At 42.7% G+C, this 26,110-nt stretch carries 24 protein-coding genes; 5 read left to right on the top strand and 19 right to left on the bottom strand.

What is annotated here, in order from left to right; translation table 11 throughout:
* Positions 1 to 15: 15 nt before the first annotated feature.
* The 7 genes from GNIT_RS14810 to ubiG form a co-directional block, all read right to left on the bottom strand.
* The gene (locus GNIT_RS14810) at positions 16 to 1,182 is read right to left on the bottom strand and encodes a KpsE/RkpR family capsule polysaccharide export protein (protein ID WP_014110089.1); all 1,167 of its coding nucleotides are present in this window, start codon (positions 1,180 to 1,182) and stop codon (positions 16 to 18) included.
* Between the two features lie 2 nt (positions 1,183 to 1,184).
* Entirely contained in the window at positions 1,185 to 1,835 is a 651-nt protein-coding gene (locus tag GNIT_RS14815) for an ABC transporter ATP-binding protein (protein WP_014110090.1), read from the bottom strand.
* Complete coding sequence (locus GNIT_RS14820) at positions 1,832 to 2,623, bottom strand: ABC transporter permease (protein ID WP_014110091.1); 792 nt, start codon at positions 2,621 to 2,623, stop codon at positions 1,832 to 1,834. The genes GNIT_RS14815 and GNIT_RS14820 overlap by 4 nt, the downstream gene beginning before the upstream one ends.
* Positions 2,624 to 2,636: 13 nt before the next feature.
* Positions 2,637 to 4,496, bottom strand: coding sequence for a polysaccharide biosynthesis/export family protein (locus tag GNIT_RS14825; RefSeq protein WP_014110092.1), 1,860 nt, complete (start codon positions 4,494 to 4,496; stop codon positions 2,637 to 2,639).
* Positions 4,489 to 5,013, bottom strand: a complete 525-nt coding sequence (locus GNIT_RS14830; protein WP_041246461.1) for a hypothetical protein — start codon at positions 5,011 to 5,013, stop codon at positions 4,489 to 4,491. The genes GNIT_RS14825 and GNIT_RS14830 overlap by 8 nt, the downstream gene beginning before the upstream one ends.
* A 280-nt stretch (positions 5,014 to 5,293) precedes the next feature.
* Positions 5,294 to 5,902: a glutathione S-transferase family protein gene (locus tag GNIT_RS14835; protein ID WP_014110094.1), complete on the bottom strand. Its 609-nt coding sequence runs from the start codon at positions 5,900 to 5,902 to the stop codon at positions 5,294 to 5,296.
* 111 nt (positions 5,903 to 6,013) lie between these two features.
* Complete coding sequence (ubiG, locus tag GNIT_RS14840; RefSeq protein ID WP_014110095.1) at positions 6,014 to 6,787, bottom strand: bifunctional 2-polyprenyl-6-hydroxyphenol methylase/3-demethylubiquinol 3-O-methyltransferase UbiG; 774 nt, start codon at positions 6,785 to 6,787, stop codon at positions 6,014 to 6,016.
* An 87-nt stretch (positions 6,788 to 6,874) separates the two neighbouring features.
* On the opposite strand from ubiG, the gene GNIT_RS14845 reads away from it, so the two are divergent.
* Positions 6,875 to 7,237: a DUF2237 family protein gene (locus GNIT_RS14845; RefSeq protein WP_014110096.1), complete on the top strand. Its 363-nt coding sequence runs from the start codon at positions 6,875 to 6,877 to the stop codon at positions 7,235 to 7,237.
* A gap of 24 nt (positions 7,238 to 7,261) precedes the next feature.
* Here GNIT_RS14845 and GNIT_RS14850 read toward each other — a convergent pair whose 3' ends face one another.
* From GNIT_RS14850 to GNIT_RS14860, 3 genes are all read right to left on the bottom strand, one after another.
* The gene (locus tag GNIT_RS14850; RefSeq protein WP_041246919.1) at positions 7,262 to 7,678 is read right to left on the bottom strand and encodes a DUF4112 domain-containing protein; all 417 of its coding nucleotides are present in this window, start codon (positions 7,676 to 7,678) and stop codon (positions 7,262 to 7,264) included.
* Between the two features lie 56 nt (positions 7,679 to 7,734).
* Positions 7,735 to 8,826 carry a ferrochelatase gene (gene hemH, locus GNIT_RS14855; RefSeq protein ID WP_014110098.1) on the bottom strand — a complete coding sequence of 364 codons (1,092 nt, stop codon included), beginning with the start codon at positions 8,824 to 8,826 and terminating at the stop codon, positions 7,735 to 7,737.
* 124 nt (positions 8,827 to 8,950) lie between these two features.
* Complete coding sequence (locus GNIT_RS14860) at positions 8,951 to 10,561, bottom strand: AbgT family transporter (RefSeq protein ID WP_014110099.1); 1,611 nt, start codon at positions 10,559 to 10,561, stop codon at positions 8,951 to 8,953.
* Positions 10,562 to 10,797: 236 nt separating this feature from the next.
* Between GNIT_RS14860 and GNIT_RS14865 the strand changes: the two genes are divergently transcribed.
* The 4 genes from GNIT_RS14865 to GNIT_RS14880 are packed head-to-tail and all read left to right on the top strand — an operon-like array spanning position 10,798 to position 15,780.
* Complete coding sequence (locus GNIT_RS14865) at positions 10,798 to 11,328, top strand: SF-assemblin family protein (RefSeq protein WP_014110100.1); 531 nt, start codon at positions 10,798 to 10,800, stop codon at positions 11,326 to 11,328.
* A 6-nt stretch (positions 11,329 to 11,334) separates the two neighbouring features.
* Complete coding sequence (locus tag GNIT_RS14870; RefSeq protein WP_014110101.1) at positions 11,335 to 13,110, top strand: OmpA family protein; 1,776 nt, start codon at positions 11,335 to 11,337, stop codon at positions 13,108 to 13,110.
* Between the two features lie 11 nt (positions 13,111 to 13,121).
* Complete coding sequence (locus GNIT_RS14875) at positions 13,122 to 13,613, top strand: Rab family GTPase (protein ID WP_041246921.1); 492 nt, start codon at positions 13,122 to 13,124, stop codon at positions 13,611 to 13,613.
* Positions 13,614 to 13,617: 4 nt separating this feature from the next.
* Entirely contained in the window at positions 13,618 to 15,780 is a 2,163-nt protein-coding gene (locus GNIT_RS14880) for a putative bifunctional diguanylate cyclase/phosphodiesterase (protein WP_014110103.1), read from the top strand.
* An 86-nt stretch (positions 15,781 to 15,866) separates the two neighbouring features.
* On the opposite strand, the gene hflC is transcribed toward GNIT_RS14880, so the two are convergent.
* The 9 genes from hflC to GNIT_RS14925 all read right to left on the bottom strand — a co-directional run bounded on the left by hflC (position 15,867) and on the right by GNIT_RS14925 (position 26,098).
* A complete protein-coding gene (hflC, locus tag GNIT_RS14885; RefSeq protein WP_014110104.1) occupies positions 15,867 to 16,751 on the bottom strand; it encodes a protease modulator HflC in 885 nt (294 codons plus the stop codon).
* 3 nt (positions 16,752 to 16,754) lie between these two features.
* Positions 16,755 to 17,912 (bottom strand): FtsH protease activity modulator HflK, encoded by a 1,158-nt coding sequence (hflK, locus tag GNIT_RS14890; protein ID WP_014110105.1) that lies wholly within the window; start codon positions 17,910 to 17,912, stop codon positions 16,755 to 16,757.
* Positions 17,913 to 18,014: 102 nt separating this feature from the next.
* Positions 18,015 to 19,298, bottom strand: a complete 1,284-nt coding sequence (gene hflX, locus GNIT_RS14895; RefSeq protein ID WP_014110106.1) for a ribosome rescue GTPase HflX — start codon at positions 19,296 to 19,298, stop codon at positions 18,015 to 18,017.
* Between the two features lie 90 nt (positions 19,299 to 19,388).
* Positions 19,389 to 19,628 carry an RNA chaperone Hfq gene (gene hfq, locus GNIT_RS14900; protein ID WP_014110107.1) on the bottom strand — a complete coding sequence of 80 codons (240 nt, stop codon included), beginning with the start codon at positions 19,626 to 19,628 and terminating at the stop codon, positions 19,389 to 19,391.
* Positions 19,629 to 19,724: 96 nt separating this feature from the next.
* Positions 19,725 to 20,672: a tRNA (adenosine(37)-N6)-dimethylallyltransferase MiaA gene (miaA, locus tag GNIT_RS14905; RefSeq protein WP_014110108.1), complete on the bottom strand. Its 948-nt coding sequence runs from the start codon at positions 20,670 to 20,672 to the stop codon at positions 19,725 to 19,727.
* A 1-nt stretch (position 20,673) separates the two neighbouring features.
* A complete protein-coding gene (gene mutL, locus GNIT_RS14910) occupies positions 20,674 to 22,560 on the bottom strand; it encodes a DNA mismatch repair endonuclease MutL (protein WP_014110109.1) in 1,887 nt (628 codons plus the stop codon).
* 50 nt (positions 22,561 to 22,610) lie between these two features.
* On the bottom strand, positions 22,611 to 23,945 hold the full coding sequence (locus GNIT_RS14915) for an N-acetylmuramoyl-L-alanine amidase (RefSeq protein WP_041246462.1): 1,335 nt from the start codon (positions 23,943 to 23,945) through the stop codon (positions 22,611 to 22,613).
* Positions 23,946 to 24,090: 145 nt separating this feature from the next.
* On the bottom strand, positions 24,091 to 24,579 hold the full coding sequence (tsaE, locus tag GNIT_RS14920; RefSeq protein WP_014110111.1) for a tRNA (adenosine(37)-N6)-threonylcarbamoyltransferase complex ATPase subunit type 1 TsaE: 489 nt from the start codon (positions 24,577 to 24,579) through the stop codon (positions 24,091 to 24,093).
* Between the two features lie 19 nt (positions 24,580 to 24,598).
* Entirely contained in the window at positions 24,599 to 26,098 is a 1,500-nt protein-coding gene (locus GNIT_RS14925) for a bifunctional ADP-dependent NAD(P)H-hydrate dehydratase/NAD(P)H-hydrate epimerase (protein ID WP_014110112.1), read from the bottom strand.
* Positions 26,099 to 26,110: the final 12 nt, after the last annotated feature.

Genomic DNA, 26,110 nt, shown 5'->3' on the forward strand with positions numbered 1-26,110 from the left:
TATATATCAGCTTAATTAACGACGTAATTCATTAACGGTAGCCAGCAAAATGCGACCAATACCGAACAGCAGAATATTGAGCACAAAAAACAAGGCAATATTGTAAGTAACATCGGGATATTTTGCGTCTTGCGCTAGCGTTGACGATTCAACTGTGACTAAAAACTTAAGCTGTCGATACGCTTCTATTCTCGACTTTTCTAATGAAATTTGTGAAGACATATAAGCGTTTAGTGCCAGCTCCATATCTATTTTGTATTCACCAAACTTTGCCAATAGTTGGCTGACACTCAAATTTTGCTCGTCTTCTGGTAACGACGGATCATCTTCGCGCTGCTGAGTTAAGCGTCCTCGTTGCCGAGAAAGCTGGTCTTCCATGCTCTCAAGTTCAGAGCGGGCTTGAATAACCAATGGTGCGTTGGCACTCATACTGTTGCGCAACAGATGCAGTTGTGTTCGCTTGGCTGCAATTTGTGCCTCAATACCGTAGGTAATTTGTTGAAAGGCCATACCTTCCGCAGTGGGGTCAAGAAGATTGTGGCGCTGCTGAAAACCTAACAATTGTGACTTAGCGCTTCTTAATTTTTCATCTACAAGCTCGAATTCTTTTTTTACAAAAGAAAGCTGTTCCTCTGCCAGCCGGTGACTAATTTCATTAATATACCATTCCGCTCGATTAACGATGGCTTGGTTAATGGTCATGGCAAACTCTGGCTGAAATGCTTGTACTTGAACGCTGATCACTTGTGACTTATCGTCGATAACTACTTCAATATGTTTTTTATAATAATCTTTTAAATCCTCAGTACTAGCATCACTGTCAAGGCGACTAAACATGTCATAGTCGGTATTAGTGTAATGAGCACGCAGGTCGAAATTGCTTTCTAAATACTGCAGCATATCGTTAGAGTAAACGAAGGCTTTCACCAACTCGGTATCAGATGACGACGAACCAACGCCAAAACCAGTGAGCAAAGCCATTGCAGGGTCTAGCGTAGACATGCTATCAGGCTCTTTAATGATCAACTGCGCTTGACTTAAATAGCGGGGCGATGCAATCACTAATTGATAAAAGCTAAACAATACCAAGGGAATAATGACCAATAAAATGAATGGTCGAAGCATCATGCTTTTTATTTTTTGTTTGTTTTGAGATGCCGTGAAAGTCGAAATATCTGCCATGCTTAAAGTGCCTGATACCTTTTGATCCCTTCTTCGAGATCATTGTAAAAAGTGAGTTTACCATCTTGTAAAACAATTGCGCTATCGCAAAAATGTCTAATTTCTTCCATTTGATGGCTAACCATGATGACATTGGCCTGTTTACTTCGCTCTAGCAACGCTTCTTTTGCACGCCGGCGGAAAGTAGCATCGCCGACCGATGTCACTTCATCTATTAAATAAACATCGAAATCAATGCCGATAGAACATGCAAACGCCAATCTTGGACGCATACCGCTGGAATAATCCTTAACCGGAAGATCAAACTTTATGCCTAACTGTGAAAATTGCTTCACTTTTTCTTCGTATGCTTTGAGATCTTTAACGCCATTTATTCTGCCGATGAAACGCGTATTCTCTCTCCCGGTCATCTGGGGGTGTATTCCAGTTGCTAATGCCACCGGCCAAGACAAACTAAGAGAAGTTGTTATTGTGCCGGAAACTGGATATTCACTGCCAGCAAGAAGCCTAAATAACGTTGATTTACCGGAGCCGTTAGCGCCTAGGATAGCAATATTGTGGCCACTAGGGATCGTAAAGCTAAGGTCTTTAAATATGTATTGTTTGCCCAGAGCACTAGGATAATACTTTGTCACATTTTCGAGTGTAATCATCGACTGATTGCCTGCTTCCAAAGGACAAAATAAACTGACAACGAGACAAACATAGTAGCAAGAACAGTGCCCGCTAAAAATAGCAAACTCACACCGTCACTACTATAAGTTGGTTGCACTGCATATCGTGATAGCTCGATGGAGTGTAGAATGGGATTCCAAGTTAAGTAAGGCCAAAACTCCCTTGGGATGTCTTGCAAAGAAAAGAATGTGGCTGAAATAAAGAAAAGCGGGCGCGTTAACAATTCTCGAATTTTACCAATTTCGCTAATATACAGCTCAGCTATGCCAAATAATAATCCAAGTGAACTTGCAAACAACAGCAGCAGACATAGGCAAGTTATAAACAGCAGTCCATTGGTCATAACAATATCTAAATCAAAAAAATACATAATAATCAAAATGCCAATAAGCGAAAATACCTTCACTAAAAACTGAAACAATGTAGCCGCGATGACCGCACTAATGGGTTGAACCTGTCGAAAAGCAAATAGCGCTCTGTTTTTTGTTACGGTCATGGTGCAAGCCGTGAAGGTTTTGAGAAAGCTTTGGATAAATAGAATGCCAATTGCCATGAAGGTGAACGTTGATATGGTGTGAGTTAGCTTGCCATTGATGATTTCTCGAATAAACGACAGTACAAAAATAAACACAACAGGATTGATCACCGCCCAGCTCAAACCGAACTTATCATTAAAGCCCGTTCGCAATTCACGCGCAAACAACGCAAAAATCACGTCTTTCCAAATGGACCATGTATTGCGTTTTATGAGGGTGACAGTAGACATACTGTTAGCGCTCTTAATTCAGTGCGACGTTAGCGGTAATGGCAATTTGCGCCAGGATCTGAGTAATATCTTTAACACTTTGCATTAATTTGGTGTCTACTTTGGGTAATATTAGCAACTGGTCACCCGGTCGTAACACTTGCTGTTTGGACGTAGTGCTCCAATAACCACTGTCGTTCAGTGAGGCAAAGCGCGTAGAGCCGTTTGCATGCACTACCAATGCTTGCTGCATATCGGCGCGCTCACTGAAACCGCCAGCCCATGCAATGTAGTCGTCAATACTGGCCTTGTCGTTATACACAATCGCTTGGGCCATGAGCACCTCACCTGACACCTGTATTAAGTCGGTATGCTCAGGAATAATGATTTCATCACCTTGCTCTAATCTAATATTTGCCACGTTCTCATTGTCCGCCACCACCACTTTACCAAGAGGCTCAATTTCTCTTGCCTTGGCGATGAACTGCGACACTAACTGCGCTTCTTGTGAGCGAATGGCAGCCTCACCGTCACTTGACGCTGGGGCAGTAAAAATACTGCGTTCCAAACGCTGTAAGGACTGTTCAATTAGCAGCTTTTGCTGTGCAACTACGCTCTCTCGCTTAATATACACATTCTTATAATTTGCAGCCGTTGGGTCAACTTCAATGTAACTAAGCAGATCAAGCAGGCGAGCCCCTTTCTCTAAGGTGTAAAATGAGGGCCCCTGATAGCTACCTGAAATTTGTACACTGATAACCTGCGGACGGATATCGTCGTTGAATAACACGACATCGCTGTCGGCTAGGGTAAAATCATCAAAGTCCTCAAACGGCACGTATACCGAAATCGGTCCTGCTGTCCGATTACCTGTTACCGCCACATGACTGGTTTTGGTCAATGGACGTGCGTACTCAATCAACTGACTACCTTGCTGATTGTCTTGGGTGAGCTCAAAGCGAAAAGGATAGCGAGCAGCGCCTTTTACCGTCACCATCGGGCCTTGTTCGGAAACCAAAATCACATCATCATCTTTAAATGAGAAGGTAGGAAGATGACCTTCCATTAAAAAACCATACAAATCATATTGTATAGCCACCTCGCCTTCACGCAGCACCGATATTGAACGGTAGCTGCCTCGGTAAGGGTCGATACCCCCTGCGCGGCTCAAAAAGAATAACAACGAATCAGACGCCAATCCGGCATATTGCCCCGGCCGCTGCACCGGACCTGACACATACACACTAACCGGCGTGGCACTTAATAAATTGATGTATACATTTACGTTGTTAGGATAAATACGCTTAATACTTTGCGTTACAACATTGTTCAACTGACTTGCAGGCACTTCGCTCACTCGCACTGGTCCAATATCAGGAATGAATATATTACCTTGATTATCGACCGTCACTACTTGGGCACTGGCGACTGCACCCCACATTTGAATGGCTATTTTATCCCCTGGTGATACTCGATATTGACTGTTGAGACCATCGCTACGCTCTGCCACATAACCACTATTAAAAAGATTCGCACCATAAGGCGCTGGGTTGCCTTCCTCTCCTGCCGGAGGATTGTCATACATATCATTGTTGTTTGAAGGCGACATCGGGCTTCGCCCCGTGTTATTTCCCTCAGATTGAATGTACTGTGACAAATCAACCCGCTGTGAATTTGCCGCTTGTTGAGCTTGCATTAATTGAGCTTGAGATAAGTTTTGCGCTTGATTTATATTAATATTTGGGCGTGGATTTGGGGTTTGCTGTGCTTGAGCGCAAACCCCGAAAGTAATGACGCCCAGCATAATGACCGCAATTTGACGCATAAACTGCTTATACGCTCGGACTTCTTGTTGTACTGCGCTGTGTTTTTTACTTTGGCTTAAATTAATCATTACCAGACCCTCTCTCGTTCTGTTTTGAGAGCGGCGATGCCAGCGTTTCTTCCAAAGCCTGCATGTCCGATAATACCGCCGGCACTGCAAACCAATCACCACCTACATTTTTACAATACAGTTGCCGCGTCGTCCCATCGGATAAAAACTGGCAGAATTGCCCGCGTGCGGAATAAAAAACAGGAGAAAACTTGTAGAGGGTTGCAGTAGATTTCATCTCACTGTCTGGAACTTTAGCTATCTGATTATCCGCATTCATTGTTACTTCACCTTCCAGCAATTCAACAATCCGCGGCGACACCGGCTCGGATTTCTGCACAAACGGTGTTACTAACGCTACCTTTGCCACAGGTTGATCAATACTCGAACACCCCGTTAATCCTAGTATCGGCAACATCATTAACATGACTCTATTGCTAGAGCCCGATTGACGAGCGGACAGGATCAGCAGAATAAGCAGACTGGAGACAGCAAAAAACGCGGTGAAAAGAAGCGTGGATCCTAAATGAGCGAACATATCGTGCGATTATCCCTTTTAATTGCCAGTATACTATGTGGATGCGTGTCTAGTATTGCGGCTTTAAACTTGTGTAAGTGCTTATTTTGCTGCCTGTGGACTACTCTTTCTAGTGCGCTGCGTGGCTGCTCTCGGCTTTATTTACCTTGTAACTCTAACAGTGAGACCGACGCACCCAACGCCCAGTATTTTTGGCAACTTTTTAGCCTTAATTATGCGCGGTATCATAGCAAATATACTCACTAAAATACCAGCGTTATTAGCGTTGTGCGCACGCCGATTAAGCTTTTGCACTTGGCCTAGCAGATACCCGTTTATACCATTCCTGCAAAGCCGTATGTTCTTCTTTAATGCGCACATCCACAACGCGACCAAAATCGATTGAACACATCGTTGTAATATCTGCGATTGAAAATGCATCACCAGCAACAAATTGACTTTTTTCAAGTTGACGATTTAACACATTTAAAAACTTCGACGCATTGATACCGGCCTCAACGCCATACTCTTTAATAGGATTCATTCGGTCTTTGAAATACCCCGTCGTATGTTGAAAGCACATGCCAATTGGCATGAATAAATAGAACTCCACCTGCCTCGACCACATCGCAATTTGCGCTTTTTGCAGAGGAGTTTCCCCGAATAAGTAAGGCTCAGGTTGCAATGCTTCAAAATACTGGCAAATTGCATCGCTTTCACTAATGCAGGTGCCATCATCTAGTTCCAATATCGGGATTTTGCCTACGGGGTTTTTAGCTCGCATTTCTTTTGATAAGTTTTCACCTTTTTGCAAATCAACCTGAACGTATTCCATGGGAATGTTCTTTTCCGCTAAAAATACTCGAACTCTACGAGGAGTGGGTGCTGTTTTGGTATCATAGATTTTCATTTAGTCGTGTTCCTTTACTGTTGAATAATGCCTGTTCAAAAGCCGTCTTTCCAACTCACTATACTGTAATAATCAGAAAGGAAACAGCGCACCAGCTGCTAGCAACTATTTTTATTTTTTATAACATTGAATATAGTTAACGGACAAATTTTGAGTAAGGCGCCAACGTTTACTAAAAGGATTATATGCCATACCCGACTCCGATAGCTGGGTGAGTCCTGCTGCATCCGCCATCTGGTTTAGTTCAATTGGCGTAACAAATTTCGTCCAACTGTGGGTGCCAACGGGTAGATACCGCATTACATACTCCGCTCCCAAGATGGCAATAATGTATGACTTCAACGTGCGATTAAGTGTTGCCAAAATCACGAAGCCCTTATCCTTGGTTAAATCACCGCACTCTTTAATTAGCGCTTTTTGATCGGGCACATGCTCAACCACCTCGGCGTTAATAACAACATCAAATTGTTGGTCTTGATTCGCAAGTTCTGTCGACAGCATGTGTCGATAGTCAATATCCAAGTCTGATTTTAGCGCGTGTCGCTTTGCAACTTGCACACTCATTGCACTAGCGTCAATGCCAACCACTGTGGCTCCTCTTGCGGCTAAAGGCTCACATACGAGGCCACCACCACTGCCAACATCGAGAATAGTTAGTCCTTTTAAACAATCATCTTGTTTCGGGTCTCTGCCGAAATGCTGACAAATTTGTGGCACGAAGTAGCTAATACGAGCTTGATTAAAAATTAATGCCGTTTTGTATTTTCCATTGGGGTCCCACCAAGATTCAGCTAGGCTATCAAATCGCTCAATTTCTTGAGCCGAAACATTACTTGAATTTTCATCATTTTTTGAAAGGTGACTAAGCTTACTCTTATCTAACATCGTAATAACTAACCTTAACTCGTAATAAATGAGTAATATGTGTAGCGTAATATGTTAACTACGCAGTATAAAGCTTAAGGATTAAAAATGGCGAATCAAAAAAACGTGTTGGGAACAACTTTGAAATTGTGTTGTGGAAATACGGGTTACACTCGAGAAGGCTTTTGCTACGTTCCTGAGGGCGACATAGGCAATCATAGCGTGTGTGCAATAGTCAGTGAGGAGTTTTTAAACTATTCACTGTCTCGCGGCAATGACTTGATAACGCCGAACCCGATGTATCAGTTTAAAGGGCTCAAGCCAGGCGATAAATGGTGTTTGTGCGCCATGAGATGGCGTGAAGCTTTAAATATGGATGTGGCACCTAAAATTGATCTTGAAGCGACGAATGAAGCTGCCTTGACTATTATTCCACTGGAAACTTTACAGCAGTTCAGTTACAAGAATTAAGTTACAGGAATTGGGCTACAAAAATTAATCTTGCTTTTGTTCCCACTCGAGTAGTTTTTGTTTAGCCAGCGCGTCTACTTGGGCTTTATTTTCCTGTATCCACCAGCGCTCGATAAGACGCACGTTTTTTTGGTTCGCTTTATAAAACAAGTCGACGATATCCCCTATTATCGGCACGAAACCTAAGCCAAAATCGATTGCAATGTTACGTAACATTGCAGTCTGTGTCTGTTTTGGCACGCCTAGCTTGCGCCCCAGATGAACAATCCTGAGAGAGACTAGCATCATCGAGGCGTCTCCAACTACGGGAATTAAACCAATCAAAAAGTCCAAACCAACCGGAATACCTATAATCGGGATCTTAACCGCTGTATCGAGTGTGTTAGCTAACATTTGCGCTTGCAGCAGCTCGTCCGGAGCACGAAAATGTTTATCGCCCATCGCAATATCAGGCGATTGATTAGCTTTATTTTTTTCTTCGGACTTTTTTGGCGACATTATTTTTCAGAACCTAGTTTTTTTGCTAGTGCACTGCGTTGTTCATAGTCATTGCTTTTGCCCGGCTCCAAGTTCCACCCCTGCAGGTTGTCCTTGATAACATTACACAGCATTGTAAGATGTGCATCATCACTATTTAAAGCCTCGATATATTCATAACGCTCACCGCCAGCTTCTTCAAAATACTCTCTATTTTCTTCACCAATTTCTTCGATGGTCTCCAAACAATCCGATGAGAATCCTGGGCAAACCACTTGCACGGATTTCACGCCTTGCTCGGGGAGTGACTTCAAAGTGTGGTCGGTATAAGGTTTCAACCATTCTTCGCGGCCAAATCGAGATTGAAACGTCGTCATATGATCCGATTCTTGCAGACCTAACTCCTGAGCAATAAGACGAGACGTTTTGTGGCATTCGCAATGATACGGGTCGCCATTTAATAAATAACGTTTAGGAATACCGTGGTAAGAGAAGATTAATTTATCGGCTCTTGGATGCGTTTGCCAATGTGCTCTGATTTTATCAGCAACACATTTTATATATTCAGGATTGTCATGATAGTGACTGACAAAACGGAAATCGGGTAGCCAGCGTCTCTTAAGGAAATCTTCAGCTACAGCATCAAACGTGGACCCGCTTGTAGACGCACAATATTGCGGGTACAGAGGCAAAACAACGATTTTCCTGGCTCCCTGATCGAGCAACTCATCAATCGCATGACTCACTGAGGGTTGCCCATATCTCATGGCATAGCTGACAACCACGTTATCGCCGTACTCAGACTGTAATTGTTTTGCAATTCCTGCGGCCTGATTTTTGGTGTGTACTAATAACGGTGACCCCTCGTCTGTCCACACTGTTTTGTATGCTTCAGCAGAACGCTTTGGACGAATGTTCAAAATAATGAGGTTTAAGATACACCACCATATCAGCTTAGGTACTTCGACCACTCGAGGATCCGACAAAAACTGTTTTAAATAAGGCTTAAGCGCTTGTTTAGTAGGAGCGGTTGGCGTCCCAAGATTGGAAACTAACACACCGACCTTGTCTGCTTGAGCATGTGTAAATGATGTTTGAGATTTATATTTCATAGACTCTTTAGTATTTAGATTGCGCTGTAAACGTAGTGCGTCATTTATATTGTGATGTTTATACTGCTCTCAGCACGTTTTGGACTTTATGCAGGCGCTAAAAGCACCTGCAATGTAATTTATATTAAGGTGTGTAATAAGTTGGTGCGCCTGGCCCAACTGGCAAGCCAAATGCAAACACCCATAAATAAAACAATAAGGTCCAACCGACCATGAATACGAGAGTATAGGGCAACATTGTTGCTATAAGGGTACCAATTCCCAAATCTTTTTTATAGCGCACACCAATTGCTAAAATCAGCCCAAAATAACTCATCATGGGTGTAATGACATTAGTGACTGAATCACCAATTCGATAAGCTGCTTGGATCACTTCAGGAGAATATCCAATCAGCATCAACATCGGCACAAAGATAGGGGCGGTAATTGCCCACTGAGCCGACGCGCTGCCCAAGGACAAATTAACCAAACCACACATTAGAATAAATAAAACAAACACTTCAGGTCCATCTAAACCAGTGGCTTGCAGCATGGCTGCCCCTTTAACAGCCAGCACCGTTCCTAAATTAGTCCATTTGAAAAATGCAACAAATTGTGCAGCAAAAAACACTAGCACAATATACAAACCCATTGAGCTCATGCTTTTCGACATAGCGTCAATGACGTCCCGATCGTTCTTCATCGTCCCAACTATCTTCCCGTAAACAAAACCAGGAATTGCAAAAGTGACGAAGATATAAACCACAATGCCTTTTAGAAAAGGTGATCCTTTCACTAGCCCTGTTTCTTGGTTTCGTAAAATACCGTCCGCGGGCACGACCGTTAGGGCTAAAATACCAAGCAAAATAAAGAAGCTGAATCCAGCCCACTTCATTCCCTTGATTTCCAGTGCTGTCGGACTATCCAATTGCTGTTTGCCTAGATCTATTGAAGCATCGTCTGGATTGTATTTACCGAGCCTCGGTTCCACTATCTTTTCAGTAACAAATGCGCCCATCGCTGCAACGGCAAAAGTACTGACTATCATAAAGTACCAGTTCACTTCAGCACTCACCGTATAATCGGGATCAATAATACGAGCTGAACTTTCAGTAAACCCAGCTAGCAATGGATCAACCGTACCAATCAGAATGTTCGCACTATATCCAGCAGAAACGCCAGCAAATGCAGCCGCTAGGCCGGCTAGAGGGTGACGACCTAATGAATGGAATATCATTGCTGCTAGCGGGATCATCACTACATATCCCAACTCAGAAGCAGTATTGGAAACAACACCTGCAAAAACAACGACTACGGTTACCATGCGGTCAGAGGCATTCATTACCATAGAGCGCATTATGGTACTGAGTAATCCTGAGTGCTCAGCAAGTGACACACCGAGCAACGCGACTAGTACTGTTCCGAGTGGTGCAAAGCCTGTGAAGTTAGTGACTAAACCCGTGACGATTCGACGCAAACCCTCAGCGTCGAGAAGTGAAATAACTTCAATCATACCGTCCACTTCTCGTCCCTTACTCCCAACAGGTCGAGGGTCGGCAACGCTAACATCGAAGTAACCTAACATGCCGCTCAATAAGACAATGAACACGGCAAGCAAAGCAAATAAGGTGATTGGGTGAGGCAGTAGGTTACCCAACCACTCTACTGTCGCTAAAAATCGTGAAAACCAACCGGACTGCGATACATCTTGCGGTTGTTTAGATGATGGGTTTGAAGGTGAATTCCTGCTGCTCAAATGCCACTCTCTTTTTTATTATTATTATTCTGGTGGCAAATGATACATAAAATACGCTGCCATATCATAAAAAAATTATGCGGTGCAAAGCTCAACTGAAAAGTTATCTGCCCCCTTTATTTTTTAACCTCCCAGACAATTAATAAATTTAGTTTAATAATCGAACGAAAACAGAGTAGTATTTGGTAAGAAGCAAAAACACGGCTCGGCGTGCTTTAGTAACTTGGACGAACGGAATGTCAGAAAAACCTAATAAAACCGATTCAAATATGCAAAGTTCAGATACAACAAATGAACTAGAGCAACTTCGGTTTATCGTATTTGGCGAAGCTAAAAAATCGATTGAAAACCGCATTGATACTATTCATAGTGAACTCACTCACTCCATTAGCGCCTTCAAAGAACAGCAAATAATTCAGTTCAGCCACATGCAGCTTCACTTTGAAAACGCGCTTAACGCTCTCGATAAAAAGCTTCAAAGCATCGATTCCCATCATGAAGATAATCATAACAATCTGATTAAAGCCAATGAAACTCTGAATTCAGCGCTCGAAATGGCGGAGTCCTCAGGGAAAGACGATGCTGACGCACTGCACGACCGAATTGATAAAGAAATGGCGGCATTAAGCGCTAACTTCGATTTCAAATATGCAGAAGCAATGGAAAAACTCTCTAAAGTGACACACGAGCTAACTGATACAAAAACGGATAGAAAAACCTTGGCGCGACTGCTTGCCACCATGGCTTCTAATTTGGAAACCGATTAAGCTGACATGCAAGACAAGACGGGTTTTCAACAGGACGTGGATAATTCGAATGTCGAAGACTCTCAATTAGAGACCCTTCGCAGAATTCTCATTGGCAAAGAAGTAGATAAAGCAGCGGCAGAAATTCGGGCCGAATCACGAGAAATGGTTTCCGACGTTTTATCTGAAGCGTTACATGATCGTGAAAAGAAAGATGGCTCAGTACAACGTATTATCCAACCTATCATTGCGAAATCAGTCGAAAAGTCGCTGATTAGCCAACGCAAAGACTTCATCGATTATTTGTACCCACTCGTCGGTAGTTTAGTGCGCAAAGCCGTTTCCGTGTTTTTTACTGACTTCATCGAAAAAACTAACGAAATTATTGAAAATAGCATTACGGCAAAAGGCATAAAATGGCGTATTAATGCTTGGCGTTCAGGTATCTCTTTTTCAGAATATGTTGCATCGCAAACATTTGTTTTTAAAGTTGAACAAGTATTTTTAATACATAAAGACACTGGCAACTTATTAAAATCTGTCGTTGCTGATAACTTCAACGAGGAAGATGCTGACTTGGTTTCGGCAATGTTAACTGCTATCAATGATTTCGTTGCGGACTCTTTTAATCGCTCCGATGATCGAACCGAACAGCACCTAGATACAGTCAAAACTGATGACTTTACCTTGTTGGTCCGCCAAGGCCCTCAAGCGATACTAGTGGCAGCTGTTAGCGGCAATATTTCGAGAAAGGCAACAAGCCAGCTTCAAATAACACTAGAAGAAATACAGCGTATTTACCTTACTGATTTTAAAGAATATACAGGCGACAGCAAACCATTCGAAACCGCCGACGCATTATTGCAAGATTGTCTTCTATCCGAGGTAAGAGATGAGCACCAAAAAACATCCAAAAAGCCTATCTTTGGCTGGCTACTTGTTGTTGTCATGTTGGGTATTATAGCTTGGTATTCATTTGCTTGGTGGAGTGCTTCACAAACCATCAATAAAATAAATAAGCTAGAACAACCACCAGGAGTGCTTATTCAAAAGCTAGTAGCCGATGGCCGATATGATATTAAACTTTACGCACTGAGAGACCCGGCAGCTCAGGAAATTGGAGAATGGTTGTCACAAAATAGTATTGAACAGAAATATATCAATATTGCTGAAACGCCCTTCATTTCAATAGACAAGAAGCTTATTACGCAAAAAATATCAACAATTGTGGATGAATACGACACAATCGATATTGATACTCAATCGATGGCATTAGCAGGTAATCTACAACTGAACGATTACCAAATATTAAAAGCGAGAATTGACCGTATTCCTGGTGCTGAGTTCTTTAAAATCGATAGCCAAGCGATAGAATTCATAGATAATGAAATAGACTTATCAGAGAATAACGCGGTAAACGAGCAGATATTCATTCGCTTAGTAGGTGAAATAAGCAGTATACAAATTGGCTTTGATGTTGGTGAAACAGCCTTATCCCCGGAACAAAGCACTGGCTTAGACAAAGTAAGTGAGCATTATAATAATATTGAGCGGCTGGCCAAAAAGTTAAACCGTAGTACCAACTTAGTGATAGTTGGTGCCAGTGATAGCACCGGCGAGCGTGGTTTTAATCAGCGACTCAGCGGTCAAAGATCTCTTGTCGTTCGGGAGGCCCTGATTGCACGAGGATTAAAACCTGAACATGTCTTTTCAGTTGGAATAGGCGAAATTGAATTACCGGGCAACATAAAAACAACTCGAAAAGTGTTGTTTAATGTTATGTTTGCAGAACTAAACGATTGAGTTTTTGAATGATGTTACAGAAGAAGATTTGTGTACTTGGTCCAACCGGCGTTGGAAAAACAAGTCTTATTAAACAATTTGTCGAAGGTATATTTTCCGAAAAATACCTGACTAGTATCGGTGTAAAGATCGATAAGAAGATTATTGACTCAACTTTTACTCCGATTCAGTTAATGATTTGGGATTTAGAAGGTATTGATAAATACTGCGGATTCAATCCCCGATACTTACGTGGTGCTGCTGCCTATATAATTGTGATGGATCAGACTCGTAGCGCCTCTTTCGTTGAAGCAATTGAAATATTTAAAGAAGCGCAAAAACATTCAGACTCTCCAGCATTTCTAGTCATCAATAAACAGGATTTACCAACTGCTATCAGTTGGGAACAAAACGACGTCGAGTCAGTTTCCGCGTTGTTTAAAGGGCACTTTCTTACAAGCGCAAAAACGGGTAGCCAAGTAGAAGAAATGTTTAGGTTTTTAGCAAAAACAATAATGGACTAATAAAATGCAACCTTCACTCATTCAAGCTTTAGGCATAATTGATTGTGCGGTATTCAAACTTCGCAGTGGCAGTGTTTTTGAAGTAGTGCAGTCAACGCCTAGCTGGGTCAGCAAACTTGTTCCTTCAATTAATAACGGTGATAACGTCGACTTAGCTGAAGTTAGTCTTTTTCTCACCGACTTTTTGATTGATGCACATGAGTTTTGGAAGCTGCATTCATCAGGTCAAGTGCACAGCGGGATTTGGACCGAGGCCCTTCAGGATGACGACAATCTGCACCTTGAAGCAATAGCCGCGAGTGCAGGACCAGATCAATATCTTGTTATTAATAACGTAAATGATGCATATGTCCGGCAGCAGGAAACCCTCCAGGTAGCTCGTGAATTACTGATATCCAATGATCGCGTCATTGAAAAGCATGACTATATGCATGAGAGACTGCGTTCAGTGCTGATGCAACAGCATTTAGGCGCAGAAGGTAGCTTGCCTATTAGAGAGGCTATACAGTATGCATCAATAGGCGTAGTTATTACCGATATCGAATTCCATATTTCAGAGTCAAATCCAAGCTCTTACAAAATATTCGAAATGGAAGTGGGCCTATCAGACCAATCACCGATTGACGTCATATTAAATCTGCTAAATAAACAGTTCCCAGAAAAAGACCGTATTTTTGAAACACAATCAGGCTGGACCGGAGAACTATATTGGCATCTTCCCCCCAATTATCATAAGTGGATACAGTTAGGCATTCATCCAGTCAAAGATGAAAACGGTAATCTCTGTAATTGGATATTTACCACCAGTGATGTCACCAGAGTTAAATATTTGCTGCAAACTAATGAAGATTTGTCGCTGCACGATGCGCTCACCAAGCTGCCCAATAGACAGTATTTTTGGCAAACGCTAGACCAGACGATTGCTAGCCAAACACCTTTTTACGTCATTTATTTAGACATCAGCAATTTCAAAAATATCAACGAACTTTATGGTCACTTAACAGGTGACCAGTTGCTTACTCAGGTTGCCCAAAGGTTACGAAATCTTGTTCCTGAACGAGATTTTATCGCTCGAATTGGCGCTGATGAATTCGCCATAGTGCACTTTGCAAAAGACAATGTTAGCAAACCCGATTTTAAGACTTATTTAGATGACACCATTAAGTTAACTCAGGAATTAAGCGCCGCCTCAAACGAACCCTATTACACCAATAAAGACCGTCGCTGTGAGCTTCCCTTGAAAATTGGAGTGTCAACCTATCCGAGTGATGCAGGGACCGTTGAAGAACTGATGAAATACGCTGATTTAGCTTTACACCATGCCAAGCAAACTGGCACAGACCCAATTCAATTCTACTCCTTAGATTTAAAAATCGCGTCTGAAAGAAGATTGATGCTTGAAGAAGCACTTCGTCATGCAATAGAGAAAGAGCAATTTGAGCTGTATGTGCAGCCTATTTATGATTTACGTACAAATACGATAGTTAAAGCGGAAGCTTTACTCAGGTGGCACATTAGCGATGATGAAATGATTAGTCCTGACATATTTATTCCGATTGCGGAACAGAGTGGACAAATTGTGGCAATAGGAAGATGGGTTATTAGCAGTGTTTGTGAGCTACTAGCTCAAATGTCTAAGCAAAATCTCTCAGTGCCACTATCGCTGAACTTGTCACCTCGTCAGATCTCAGATCGTCATTTATTCGACTTCATTAATAACGCCGTAATTAAAAACAAAGTATCACCCGATTTGCTTGAATTAGAAATTACCGAAGGTGTCTTAGTCGATAATCATGAGAAAGTACGAAAGCTTCTGCAAGAGCTACGCGAAATGGGTGTAACTGTAGCAATCGATGACTTTGGAACAGGTTATAGTTCGTTAAGTTATCTAAAATATTTGCCAATAGATTCGCTTAAGATTGATCAGTCCTTTGTTTTTGATCTTGGCTACAACTCAGACGACCAAGCCATCGTTTTAGCGGTTATCGCTATGGCTAAAAGCTTAAAATTAGGTGTAGTAGCTGAAGGTATTGAAACTCAGCAACAAAAAGACTTTCTCGAACAACATGACTGCATTATAGGACAAGGGTTCTTATTGAGCAGACCCCTAACTATTTATAATTTCATTAAGTTGGTTGAGCAGAATTACCGTGAGATAAGAGGTTAAAATAAAGAGGTCTTAAAAATAAAGGGGTCCGTGTTAATTAATATTCTTAAAAATTAATTAACACGGACCCCTTGTTTGGGGCTACTTTATTTCTTTTTGCCCGACTGAGAGTTCAAGTAATTAAAGAACTCACTGTCTGGCTCAAGCACAATTACGTCTTGCTTGCTGTTAAACGAATTTCTGTAGGCGTCCATACTTCTCAAAAATGAGTAAAACTCAGGATCTTTTGAAAAAGTATCAGCGTAAATTTTAGCTGATAATGCAGCACCTTCACCGCGCAACTGTCGTGCATTTCGCTCGGCGTCGGCTAGCATGATGGTTACTTTTGCATCAATGTTGGCACGAATGATTTCGCCTTGCTCTTTACCCTCAGAGCGATATTCTCTGGCGGCTGCGGCACGCTCTGAACGCATCCGGTTGAATATTGACTCACTGATTTCTGTCGGCAAGTTAATTTGCTTCACTCGAACATCAACAATCTTTATACCCAACTCGTCGGAGCTGCCAGACGCTTGTTCCATTGCACCGTCCATCAATTCACTACGTTCCCCAGAGACTATCTGTTGAATCGTGCGAGAACCGAACTCAGAACGTAGCCCGTTGTTCACCTTCTGCTTCAATAGACTCTCTGCTTGGAATCTATCGCCGCCAGTTGACAAGTAGTAACGTTCGAAGTCTTCAATTCTCCACTTTACATAAGAATCGACAATCAGATCTTCTTTCTCTATTGTAACGAAACGATCGGCTTGCTCATCCAAAGTTTGAATGCGAGCGTCCAATATCTTTACCGTATCGAAAACAGCCAATTTAAGGTGCAGACCCGGTGCATAAACTTGCGTTTTGCCTTCATCATCTTGAACAACTTTACCGAAACGAACAACGATAGAGCGAGTGCCTTCCTTAACTACGAAAATAGAACCATAACCGATGGCTAACAGGACAATTATTACTATCGCTAATAAATTCTTCATGCTCTAGTTTCTCCCCTGTCTATTGCTACTGCGTGTATTGCTGTCTTGCGTTCTGTTTAACAACTCTTCGGTTGCCGGCGAGTTACGCAAACCTTCTAAGGTATTTCTCTGCTGATCACGCTGAGCTTGAGTTTGCGAATTTTGACGCTCCATAATCTTATCCAAAGGTAAGTACATCATGTTGCCGCCACCCTCTGTATCAACGATGATTTTACTTGTACTAGAATAGACTTCTTCCATTGTCTCAAGATAAATACGCTGTCTTGTCACTACTGGTGCTGCTAAGTATTGCGGCAACAGCTCTTCGAAACGAGCAACTTCACCTTGAGCTTCCAATATCGAACGCTCTTTGAAAGCCTGCGCTTCTTCGTTCATACGGTTAACTTGACCACGTGCTCTAGGCTCAATTTCTCTTGCATAAGCCTCAGCTTCACGGATGAATCGCACTTCATCTTCCTGAGCCGCGATAGCATCGTCGAACGCTGCTTTAACTTCTGCTGGAGGACGAGCATCTTTGAAGTTCATGTCGATAACCGAGACCCCAATGTTGTAAGCTTTAACAATACTGTCTAGCTCTTCACGAACGCGCTGTCTCGCCGTCTCACGACCGTCAGTTAGAATGTCATCCATTCTCATGTGACCAACAACGTAGCGAATAGCACTGTCGAGCGCTTGGCTCAAACTCGTTTCTGGGTCTGTAACCGAGAATTTCCACAAATATGGGTCAGCAATACGATATTGCATTTCCATTTCAACGCGGACCATGTTTTCGTCTTCGGTTAACATTGCACCAGCTGAACCTAATGAGCTGATATTTTGCACGTTAACCGGAATGATTTCGTCAATAAACGTCATTTTCCAGCTCAAACCAGGCATTGCTAACTCGCCCGTATTTTCACCAAATCTTAATATCACGCCTCGCTCAGCTTCTTTAATGGTATAAAACCCACTTAAGCCCCAAACAACAACGATGATAGCAGCAAGCAAGCCTATGCCCATGCCGGTATAGCTTTTACCGCTACCACCGCCACTTCCGCCAGCCTTGCTAAACTTGCCAAATAAATTTTTCAGTACTTCGTCAAGGTCTGGTGGACCTTGCTCTTTACCGCCGCGATTTTTCCAAGGGTCGTTTTTATCACCACCCGGCTCATTCCAAGCCATACAAATACTCCGTAATTAAAGTCATTAATACTTACATTTTCATTTTGTTAATACTTATACTACAAGCTGATTCGAATAGTTTTTTTAATTGAACAAAAAACATCACAAAATGTAATTAGTGAGTCGATTCTCTAATTGTTTATTCATTTTGTTCCAATCGCTCTCTAACATTTTGATATCAACCAGCCAATCTCCGTCATCTGAATAGCTTTGCTGTGCAATACAATTTAGATTATAGAGCATTCCGCGCAGCCTGCCTTCATTTGCTGGAACTTTTAATTGATACTCAACCATTGCCTTGTGTAGACATTCAGTGAGGGCACTTCTTAATAAATCAATACCTAAACCATCTTGAGCTGAAACCCAAACTCGAATAGGTCGGCCTGTATCATCTCGATCAATCTTGGGTTCAACGCCCTCTAATCTGTCTATTTTGTTGCAAACAATAAGCTGAGGTACATCGCCTGCATCAATCTCATCTAATACATCGTTTACTTGATCGATATATTCCAGATACTTATCGTCAGCGTAATCTATCACATGTAATAAAATATCGGCTTCTTGTGTTTCTTGCAGTGTTGCTTTGAATGCAGCAACCAAGTCATGTGGCAAATGGCGAATAAAACCAACCGTGTCTGCCAAAATCGCATGACCAACCTCTGGTAATTCAATTTTCCGCAATGTGGGGTCGAGTGTAGCAAACAATTGGTCTGCTGCATAAACTCCCGCGTCGGTAATCGTATTAAACAAGGTTGACTTACCAGCGTTGGTGTATCCAACCAGCGAAACCGTTGGAATTTCAGCCCGTTTTCTGGAACGACGTCCTTGCTCGCGCTGCTTCTTTACTTTTTCAAGACGTTTCAGAATGCCTTTCACTCTCGCCCGCAGTAAGCGTCTGTCGGTCTCTAACTGTGTTTCGCCTGGACCGCGCAAACCAATGCCGCCTTTTTGCCTTTCCAAATGTGTCCATCCGCGAATAAGTCGCGTCGACAAATGGCGCAATTGAGCCAATTCAACCTGCAGCTTCCCTTCGTGCGTTCTTGCTCGTTGAGCAAAAATATCGAGTATAAGGCTGGTACGGTCGAGAACTCGACAGCAGATAAGTGCTTCGAGATTACGTTCTTGCGAGGGAGTTAGCTGGTGATTGAAAATGACAACATCTGCGCCAACAGCTTGCACAGTATCGGCTATTTCTTGCGCCTTACCACTCCCCACAAAATACTTTGCATGGGGAGCACGACGAGATGTGGTGAGCACGGATGCTGTTTTAACACCCGCAGAACTCACTAGCATTTGCAATTCGTTTACGTCTTCCTTATTGCTTTCATCAGAGAAATCAACGTGAACTAAAACAGCCTGTTCACCGGCTTCGTAACGATCAAACAAATAGGGCTCCGTTTATATAATTTTTACTTATTACGTAACCTACGATTAAAACGATCGGAATGCAGTCACTACGGCTAAAGCCTTTCGGCATTACTCGCCGTCGCCGTCGCCTTGAGTAGGCATAACAATTGCTCGAGCAGGCACAACCGTTGAGATTGCGTGCTTGTATACCATCTGGCTTACTGTATTTTTCAATAGGATAACAAATTGATCGAAAGACTCGACCTGACCTTGTAATTTAATACCATTTACTAGATAGATTGATACTGGGATACGTTCTTTTCTTAAAGCATTTAAGAAGGGGTCTTGAAGTGATTGACCTTTAGCCATTTGTGATCCTTACTCTTTATTATGTTTTTTATTCTTTCGGAATACTCTCACTATTGGTGGAGTGTATACTATTCAAACAAAAATATGTACCCAATTTTACCGAATGTATTGCAAAATCAACGCGACGTTTTCTGGATTACCGGTTTCCAGTGAAATCGCGCCTTCCCAGCCTCTTAACCAAGTAATTTGACGCTTAGCTAATTGCCTTGTTGCTATAATTCCTTTTTCACGCATTTCATCGAATTGACACTCGCCGTCTAAGTACTGCCACATCTGGCGATATCCCACGCTGCGGATCGCAGGCAAATCTATGTGCAACGCTGTATTTTGACGTAATTTTTTTACTTCTTCTTCAAAGTTATGCTGCAACATTAAATCAAAGCGCAATGCAATGCGTTCATGCAGCAAAGCGCGATCGTTCGGCATCAAGCTAAACTGCATGAATTCGTAAGGTAAAGGGTCTGGTTTAATGGCTTGCAACGCCGTCATTGTCTTACCGGTCAGCGCATGAACCTCGAGCGCGCGCACAATGCGCTGCGGATCGTTTTCATTTATACGCAAGCCACTTTCAGGATCAATATCACTAAGCTGTTTATGTGCAGCTTGCAATCCATGCTCTTTAATAAACAGTTGTATTTGCGCTCGCGTTTTTTCATCGGCAACTGGCAAGCTAGACAATCCTTTTATCAGGCCGTTGAAGTACATCATTGTGCCACCAGTCAATATCGGGACTTTCCCCCGCCGCAGAATGTCTTCAATACACACGATTGCGTCTTGACAAAACTCTGCCACAGAATATCCATTTTGTGGTTCAACAATATCAATCAGCCAATGTTTAATGCCTGCTTGTTCTTCTGCACTAGGTTTAGCGGTACCAATATCCATCCCTTGGTAAATAAGGGCGGAATCAACGCTAATTATTTCGCCATCAATCGCTTTCGCTAACTCAATTGCTAGTGCCGTTTTGCCAGAAGCGGTCGGCCCCATAATTGTAATCACTTGCGGGAGTCGTTCGCTTGGTTGTGCCTCTGAAGAATGATTCATTTTAATTTTCACCCAGCGAAAAACTCAACGCAGGGATATCAAGCGTTTGTGAAAATTGTTTAATCAGTTGAGCTTGCTGTGTTTGTGGCATTGCTTGAAACCAGTTTTGCAGTTCGGCATAAGTAAATTCATGCGATTGTGCCCAACAAAAACAAATGTAGTGCACCACTGCTTTGCCCGTGAGCAGCGTGTGCTCTGTATCTAATAACTTTGGTAAAATTGACACCCAGGGTAGCTGGCGTAAACACGCTGGCACCTGTTTTAATATCCACTTTCCAACATTTGATTGGATATCAAAACCAAGCTCTTCTAAGACTTTTAAGCGACTTTGCAAAGTCTCCTGAGTCTTTTCACTATCAGGCCCTAACTTTGTGCCCGTAACCTCTTGCTTTACAGAGACAGGCATTAACAGCGGTTGCTGTACGCCTGATGCCTGTATTTGCTCATATAAAACTTGCGCGGGAACATGGTACGCAGGTAAAAAGCGAACAGCTTGGCCTTGCACAAAAACTAGTTGCTTGGAATCGCTTAACAAAAACGGAAATACAGCATCCGCTGAAGTTGCAGTTCTGTTTGAAGAGTCGCTTCCCGCACTCATTAAGTTTTGATATGAACTCGCTGCACTTTTGCTGACTTGACCAACACCATGATAAGCCTTGCCTTGAAAACTAGTTCCCTGACTGCCTTTACTCTCGAATCCTTTTGCATTCGGGCCAAGGCGCAGTGGCGCTATATAGTCCGTATTAGGTACTCTAGTGTTAGACGCATCTGAACCAGAGCGCCTATCATCAGGCTGCTGATATGCATGCTTTGGCACTTCGTATAAAGAAGTAACGTTGCTGCTTATAGACTCAGCGTCATCCTCATTCTCAAACTCGAGCGCGTCGGTTGATGCACTGAGCAACAATGCATCTGATACACTTTTATAGATCAAATCATGCACTTGGCGACTTTGATGAAACCTGACTTCGTGCTTGGCTGGATGCACATTAATATCCAACTCTTCAGGCGGCATCGTAATGAATAATACAAATGCTGGGTAGGTTTGTGAATCAATCATACCTTCAAATGCTTGACGAATAGCGTGCAAAATAACGCGATCTTTCATCATTCGACCATTCACAAAACTGTATTGCAGCTCATTAGTCCCACGACCTTGGCCCACTGCGTTGCACCAACCTGTAACCGTTACATTTTGGTACTCACCGTGCACAGCGATACTATTTTGCAAAAATGCCTGACCACAAACGGCAGCGATTCTTTTATCTTTAAGTTCCGGCACAACGGCGGGAAAACGATGCACGACGCGGCCATTATGCTTCAGCGTAAAACCAACTTCAAAATGACTTAATGCGATACGTTTAAAGATCTCTTCAACATGTTGAAATTCAGTTTTTTCTGCGCGTAAAAATTTGCGTCTTGCCGGCGTATTAAAAAATAAATCAAGCACTTCCACCGATGCGCCTTTAGGATGCGCTGCTGGATTCAATTGAATCTCCATTTCGCGGCCCTCACAGTGCGCTTGCCACGCCTCTGCTTGCTCTTCGGTTTTGGATGTCAGGGTTAAACGACTCACTGAACTAATACTTGCTAGCGCTTCGCCTCGGAAACCTAAGCTGGTAATAGATTCCAAATCATCAATATCTTCAATCTTACTCGTAGCGTGACGACTCAGGGCTAAACTTAGCTCTTCTCTTGGAATGCCTTTGCCATTATCACGTATAAGCATTCGCTTATGTCCGCCCTTATCTATTTCCACCAATATATCTGTAGCGCCGGCGTCGATACTGTTTTCAACAAGTTCCTTAATGACGGATGCGGGTCGTTCTACCACTTCACCTGCGGCTATTTGGTTTGCGAGTCGAGCGGGGAGTATTTTAATAGTCAATGAAAGTGTCTTCGCTTTTATATGTTTAGTTTTTTGACCGATGTACTGAGTTAAAACTCAGGAATGGTCAACGTTTGCCCAATCCTGACTAAATCACCTTTTATATTGTTCGCTTCTCTTAAACGGTCTAAATCGACATTGTACCGTTTAGCCACCAGCGACAATGATTCACCACTTTTTACTTTGTGTCTGACGGGCTGATTATCGCGTTCCTGAGCCCATAAAGTACCTTCGGGCGGCGCATTTCTAAAAAACACTTGGATAGATTTAAATAGAGAATCAGCTAATTGTTGACGATAAGCACGCCAGTTTAAATTTTTCTCTTCTTGCGGATTAGAAATAAAACCAACTTCAACCAAAATTGAAGGCGTTTCCGGCGCCGTCAACACTGCAAAACTAGCGCTTTGAGGCACTTTTTTGTGCATTTTTGTTACTTTCTTCATTTCTTTAATGACTTTATTGCTGATGTCGTAGCTTGACGCACGGGATAAATCCATGGACATATTGAATATCGTTTCAGCGAAATACCTTTCCGTATCTCTATCACCAATAAGGTCAGCAGCAGACCCCAGCAATTCAGAGTTTCTTTCTGTTCTTTCTAGTAAGCGACCTAATTCACTGTCCGCTCGACCTTTCGACAGAACCCAAACTGAGCCACCTCTCGGCTGCGGCGTACTAAAAGCATCTGCGTGGATTGACACTAACAAATCAGCGTTTTCTTTAGTAGCAAAACCCGGTCGGTCGTTTGGGCTAATGTAATAATCACCCGTGCGTGTCATGACGGCGCGCAGACCAGGCTCTTCGTTAATGCGCTTCTCAAGCATTTTACTAATACTGAGGGTAATGTTTTTCTCGTATGTTCCCTCTGGGCCAATCGAGCCAGGATCAACACCACCATGACCAGGATCAATGACGATGACGATGTCTTTGTCACGCACGGGTGCTTTGCTATTTGTCGGAACAGGAGAGGGGTTAGGATCCTTTAAGTCGATCACAATCCGATGTCCAAAATCGGCACTCGGTTCTAGCGAAAACAACTCTGCATTGACTGATTTGTTGAGTTCAATAACCATTCGCATATCAGACGCCAATTTCGGTGATGAATGACGCATTTTTTTGATCAAACTACTGGTGTTTTCGACATTGCTGAAATTGAATTTTCGGTTGGTGTTTTTGAAATCGACGACCAACCTTTCGGGAGATTTTAAATTGAAATAAGAGAAACTAGTCTGCTCGGATAGGTCAACTACGATACGCGTATTGTCAGTAGAGGGAGATACTCTGATATCGCTAATATTTGATTGCGCTTGGGCATACGAGGTTAAGCTAACCAAAATCGCTAGTATTAAGCTCACTACTTTGCATGCAACTACATTCTTGTTCATTGTATTTTTTATTCTTATTGTCCCAACAGTCACGGCTTAAGATTAACACAGTATCAAATAATCCAATATTATCTTACAGACTTCCTTTGTCACCAGATCCATTGGCGCAATATTCGCATCCTGGAATTGTCTGTTTCAACTTCATTCACCTGCTTTCGTTTAGCGCAGATATTATGCGCTCCCCTGCTTCAGATGAGGCTAAAAACTCAAACACCCGAATGTCGGCCTGCGCGTTGTCAATTTTTATATCCAGCTCTATGTCTGGCTTTGCTAACAAGCCCCAGCCTTTTTCAGCCCATTCAATGAGACACATACTGTCATTATTAAAGTAGTCACGAATACCCATAAACTCGAGTTCTTCTGCATCTGCTAAGCGATATAAGTCAAAGTGAAATACTTTGACGTTATCTATTTCATAAGGTTCAACTAGTGTGTACGTCGGGCTTTTCACACTACCTTTGTGCCCCAAAGCTTGCACTAAATGTCTTGTAAACGTGGTTTTGCCTGCTCCTAAATCACCATTGAGGTAAAAGGTAATACCGCCGAGACCTTTCTGTTTTAAAATCGTTGCTACTTTTACAGCAATACTTTTTGTTTCATCTTCAGAGTGAACTACAAACGCGCGCTTTATCATGCTACCTATAAACTCTTTACTAATCGTTAATTAACATGCGCACTGTATCAAATAAATCACTCGCAAGCATACCTCTTTGACCTTGCTTTTCAGCAACGATGTCGCCCGCTTTTGCATGCAAAGAAACACCATATTGGCAAGCAAGTGCTGTCTTAACGCTTTGCGCCATCAGTGAGCCGATAATACCAGTAAGCACATCGCCCATACCCGCGGTCGCCATTCCAGGATTACCATGACGGCACACCCAAGAGTTTTGTTCGTCGTCAATAATCGTACCGGCTCCCTTTAAGACACACGTAGAGTGATATCGTTCCGCAACCTGGCGAGCAAAAACAAATCTATTATTTTCGATTTCCTCAACACTGACACTTAACAGTCTAGCTGCTTCGCCGCTATGCGGCGTCATCACACAGTCATCGATACTAACAAATGAGGCAGTGCTCGCCATAATATTCAGGGCGTCGGCGTCGATTACCATCGGTTTAGGGTTATTTTGACAATATTGCAAAACGGTTTCGTAGGTCGCTCGACTCCAATCATCTTGGCCTAAGCCAGGACCAATCACAACACACGTCGCCCAAGCCAGCGCTTCCTCCAAGCCACTAGAGATCACCATAATTTCAGGTCGTCCCGCACTAATTTGAATTTTTGAGCTTTCGTGAGCATATACTTTCACTAAGCCAGTACCGCTTCGCAAGGCCGCTTCGGCGCTTAATCTTATGGCACCCGCCATACCTGAATTCCCACCGACACAAAGCAGACGACCGTAGGATCCTTTATGACTGTGCACTGGTCTTGGGGCTAATCCTTTAAAATGAGCAATATCAAGCGCACTTGCATCGCTTCGCGCAATCTCAGCAAAAGCTTTACCAATGCCTAAATCTTCAAACACCAGTTGTCCACAAGATTGTTTGCCTGCTCCGGTTGTTAAGCCTAGTTTGATCCCAATAAACGTGATGGTGATGTCGGCTTGTATGCAGCGGCCTAATGACTCTCCGGTATCGGCATCCAATCCGCTTGGCAAATCTACACTAACAACCGGCACATCAGCGTTATTTATCGCGTCAATTACGTCAGCAAACTCATTGCGAATAATACCCGAGATACCTATGCCGAGTAATGCGTCAATTATTAAGTCGCAGCGATCAAGCATTTCCGGATTAAAGGCTTCAACTTTCCCGCCATTATCCAACCAAGCCTTTTGAGCTCGAGCAGCGTCACCCGTGACTTCTCTCTCAGGCTCGACTGCACACAGAATTACCTTTTTACCAGCGTTGACTGCGTTTAATGCAGTAATGTAACCGTCACCTGCATTGTTTCCCACGCCTACTAGTATTAAATACGTTTGCGTATTTGGCATTAATGAAACGCAGCGTTCGAATACCGCTTTGCCTGCCCGCTGCATTAATTCAAACTTTGAAAGACCCAATTTAGCGGCCGCTTCTAATTCCAAATGCTTAACTTGATCAGCACGATAGAGTTTTTGTGTTAAACTTGGAGCTGTATTTTTATGCAACATGCGAATGTGTCC

It is taken from the genome of Glaciecola nitratireducens FR1064, from assembly GCF_000226565.1.
Lineage (GTDB): Bacteria > Pseudomonadota > Gammaproteobacteria > Enterobacterales > Alteromonadaceae > Glaciecola > Glaciecola nitratireducens.